General features: G+C 43.1%; 4 protein-coding genes and 1 other annotated feature. Of the genes, 3 read left to right on the top strand and 1 reads right to left on the bottom strand.

The annotated features are described in order from the left end of the window. A partial coding sequence (locus AB3112_RS09090; RefSeq protein WP_367334340.1) for an aminotransferase class I/II-fold pyridoxal phosphate-dependent enzyme occupies positions 1–580 on the bottom strand: 580 nt, incomplete at its 3' end. 65 nt (positions 581–645) lie between these two features. Next, positions 646–894, bottom strand: a binding site (T-box leader). 291 nt (positions 895–1,185) lie between these two features. On the opposite strand from AB3112_RS09090, the gene AB3112_RS09085 reads away from it, so the two are divergent. From AB3112_RS09085 to AB3112_RS09075, 3 genes are all read left to right on the top strand, one after another. Beyond that, positions 1,186–2,355 carry an iron-containing alcohol dehydrogenase gene (locus tag AB3112_RS09085; protein WP_057910762.1) on the top strand — a complete coding sequence of 390 codons (1,170 nt, stop codon included), beginning with the start codon at positions 1,186–1,188 and terminating at the stop codon, positions 2,353–2,355. Between the two features lie 272 nt (positions 2,356–2,627). Further along, positions 2,628–3,134: a hypothetical protein gene (locus AB3112_RS09080; RefSeq protein ID WP_057910761.1), complete on the top strand. Its 507-nt coding sequence runs from the start codon at positions 2,628–2,630 to the stop codon at positions 3,132–3,134. Positions 3,135–3,274: 140 nt separating this feature from the next. After that, positions 3,275–4,029 (top strand): dTDP-glucose 4,6-dehydratase (locus tag AB3112_RS09075; protein ID WP_367334339.1); only part of this gene is annotated, 755 nt, incomplete at its 3' end.

Here is a 4,029-nt window from a genome sequence, read left to right as displayed (position 1 = left end):
GTTGGTAAACAGGCGTCAAAAACGTGTTGTCCACACAAACAAGGGTGTTTGGGTTGGCACGATGGGCAATATCGCTGACTTTTTGAATATCGATAATTTTCATGGTTGGGTTGGAAGGGGTCTCCAGCCAGACGCACTTGGTGTTGGTACTCACCAATTTAGTTAGTTCGTCGTAATCTTGACCGTTCCACTTACTAAATTTAATGCCATAGTGTTCGGCCAAATAATCGAAGTAACGAAACGATCCACCGTAAAGATCGTCTGACGTCACGATTTCATCGCCAGAGTTAAAGAGTGAGAACACCAATTGAATCGCTGCCATTCCTGAACTGACCGCAAAGGCATTGGCGCCGCCTTCAAGTTCTGCCAGCGTTTTTTGTAGAACACTGCGAGTGGGTGTCGAAAGCCGTGAATAAGAATATTGCTGATGTGGATCAAACGTCTCGGCATCCTCCAAGTCCCGATGGCGGAAGTTGGAAGTTAGGTAAATCGGAGTTGAAACCGAGTGGTACTGGTCATTATTGTCGCGGTTTCCGGCCTGTGCAAGTAACGTATCAATGTCAAATTGTTTCTGTGTCATTATCAATCTCTCCTTTAAAAAATGTATTAAAAAAACCTTCATCCCAGATAATGTCTTTCAACATCATCCAGGGTGAAGGTTTTGTGCACGTTACCACCTGTCTTCACTGAAATCTCACAATTTCAGCCTCAATAAGTACGCCACACCAAAATGTGGGATACTCGGCAAAGTAACGCTTGCTGACGTCGAATTGGCCAACTGACCGCATCGGAGTTCAGAGATCATCTTCATGTTTTCGGCCAGGCTTTGTTTCACCAAATCAAAGCTCTCTTTGGCAGGCCTAAAAACATTACTCTTCTCATCAACACTTAAGTAAATTAAAATTTATTTTATTGTAGAATAATTTTCATGAAAAATCAATGACGTATCGGACAAATATGGTTTAAAAATTCACAATCTTGGCTGTTTCGTGTGTTGATTCATCTGGCGTTTGATCACTGATGTAAATGAGCTTCTGGTAAAAACCTTTTGTTTACAAGGAATTAGCCACCGTTTTAGTAAAACGTATTTTATCGAAATAGTTGTTGCCCCTATTTACATATTTTTCACAAGGTGTTAGGATGAAAGCGGTTAGAAAATTATTTACTTCGTAGGAGGAAGAACTCATGAAAGAAAATTTCGATTTTTTAATGCCAAGTGTTAACTTCTTTGGTAAAGGGGTTATTAAGAAGATTGGTGATCGTGCCAAGATGCTCAATATGAAGAAGCCTTTGATTGTGACTGACAAGTTCCTTCGGGGGATGGACAACGGCCCAGTTGCCCAAACCCTTGCATCACTGGATGAAGCAGGTGTGCCTTACGCAATCTATGATGGCGTTGAACCCAATCCAAAAATTCGAAATATTGAAGCTTCCAAAAAAGTTTATTTAGAAAACGACTGTGACAGTATTATCACGGTTGGTGGCGGCTCGTCACATGATGCCGGAAAAGGAACCGGAATTATTTTAACAAACGGCGACGATATTACGAAGTTAGCCGGCATCGAAACATTGGAGAACCCACTGCCACCACTGATGGCCGTTAACACCACTGCCGGAACGGCGTCAGAATTGACCCGTCACTGTGTGATCACCAATGAAAAGACGAAATTAAAGTTTGTGGTTGTATCATGGCGAAACGTTCCGTTGGTTTCGTTTAATGACCCAATGCTGGAATTAGACGTTCCCGCAGGATTGACTGCCGCTACTGGAATGGACACGTTTGTTCAGTCGATCGAACCATACGTTTCAACCAACCGCAATGAAATTACGGATGGTCAATGTATTGAAGCAATCAAATTGTGTGAAGAAAGTTTGAGAGAAGCAGTTGCCAACGGTCATAACCTGGAAGCTCGGACCAAGATGGTCGAAGCTGAAATGTTAGGTGGAATGGCCTTTAACAATGCCGATTTAGGATACGTTCACGCAATGGCTCACCAATTGGGTGGTCAATACGACGCACCACATGGTGTCTGCTGTGCAATGCTGCTGCCAATTGTTGAGGAATATAACTTGGTTGCCTGCCCAGAACGATTTGCTGAATTAGCAAAGGCAATGGGTGAAAATACCGATGGTTTATCAACCAGAGACGCAGCTGAATTGGCAATCAAAGCAATGCGTCAGATGGCTGACGATGTCCACATTCCACGTAGCATCAAGGCAATTGGTGCTAAGCCGGAAGACTTTGAATTGATGGCAGAAAATGCTTTGAAGGACGGAAATGCCTTCTCGAATCCTCGTAAGGGAACAAAAGAAGAATTAGTTCAGTTGTTCCAAAAGGCATATGACATGAAGTAGACTGCTGATCAAGTTGAAGCAGATCTTTTAGTTCGATCATATGAAATCACCAAACCGGCGACTGAGTCAAAAGTGCACGCTTTTAACTCAGTCGCCGGTTTTTTGTTGCGATCAATCCAAATGAAGCGGTCAATTCGGTCGCCGATAAATCTGCTAAAAATCTTCACACTTTCTTCACAACTTCGATCGGATATTAAGATAAAATTATGGTGTAGATAAGATAACGACAAATTGAGGGATGAATGACTAATTAACACGGGAGGGTGCGTACAATGACAAAATCAGTTTTCACCGATACGGCAATGCTTCTACTAATTCCATTGACGATGGTGGGAATTTCTGCCAGCATTCACACCCATAATGCTGACATTTCAACCACGCAGTCGGCTCAGGCCAACAAAATCGGCAAAAATATTGATATTGAATACACAGCTGATTCCAATGCCGGCAAAGGGGCAATTCGGCCGCTATATTTCCAGGCCTCAAAGGTATTTAGCATCAAGTATCGGACGGTCAATTTTAAAACGGTTCTGGATGAAGATTATCGTGAAGAAAAATTATACCGGTATGTGCCGGGAAGCAAGAAAAAGAATCGCACGTACAGCTGGAAAAAGATTAAAGCTCAGACCGGCAAACGGGTATACGTGGATAAAAAGGCGAAGGCCTACTATCGTGACGATGACGGCGAGCGTGAAAGTGAAGACTTTTACAGAATTCGGGTCTCGGCAAGTCATAAAGCGACAAAATATTGGGTGAATGAAGACGCAATTGATGATTAAGAATCCAAATAAGGCTGGAAAATCGGGGTATCAAAACGATTTTCCAGCCTTATTTAAGTTGTCTTTTGCGATATTGTCGTATCATCAGTTGTCAAATATTGTAAAATGAGTCTAACAAGGGTTTCAAAAGGAGGTCCAGCTTGAATATTTTAGTTACGGGTGGCGCCGGGTTTATTGGTGCTAACTTTATTCACTATCTGCTGAAGCAAGACCGAAGCGATCATGTGATCAACTTTGATGCATTAACCTACGCTGGGAATTTGAATAATCTTGACGATATCAAAGCAGATCCCCACTATCAATTTGTCGAAGGGGACATTGCCGATCGCAGTGCTGTGGAAGCGGTCTTTGACGGTTTTAACATTAATGCGGTTGTGAATTTTGCTGCAGAGTCTCACGTGGATCGTTCCATCTTAAATCCAGCAGCGTTTATCCACAGCAATTTTGATGGGGTCGGCGTCTTGTTGGCTGCCGCTAAAAAATTCAACGTCGATAAGTTCGTCCAGATTTCAACCGATGAAGTTTATGGCAGCTCTTTGCCACACCAGCAATTTAGCGAATCGGCCCCGTTGAATCCAAGCTCACCTTATTCGGCGACGAAAGCCAGCGCTGATCTTTTGGCACTATCGTACTTTAAGACATACAATCTAAACGTGTCGATTACCCGTTCCGCAAATAATTACGGACCGTATCAGTTTCCTGAGAAATTAATTCCGCTGATGGTCACACACGGCCTCCAAGAAAAATCCTTACCCATTTATGGAAACGGCCAAAATAGTCGCGATTGGCTGCACGTCCAAGACAATTGTGCGGCAATTGCGGCCGTTTTGAAAAGGGGCCGGGCCGGCGAGGTGTACAATATTGCTGCGCATCAATACAAAACAAACAACGAAAT

Origin of the sequence: Lentilactobacillus sp., assembly GCF_040773105.1 — a bacterium.
GTDB classification, from domain to species: domain Bacteria; phylum Bacillota; class Bacilli; order Lactobacillales; family Lactobacillaceae; genus Lentilactobacillus; species Lentilactobacillus parabuchneri.
The sequence above is the reverse complement of the archived record's forward strand: the minus strand, read 5'-3'. Positions and strand labels throughout refer to the sequence as shown.

What these genes read in the sequence shown, in the direction of transcription:
- AB3112_RS09080 (WP_057910761.1), top strand. Translation starts at nt 2,628, where the DNA reads ATGACAAAATCAGTTTTCACCGATACGGCAATGCTTCTACTAATTCCA.
- AB3112_RS09085 (WP_057910762.1), top strand. Translation starts at nt 1,186, where the DNA reads ATGAAAGAAAATTTCGATTTTTTAATGCCAAGTGTTAACTTCTTTGGT.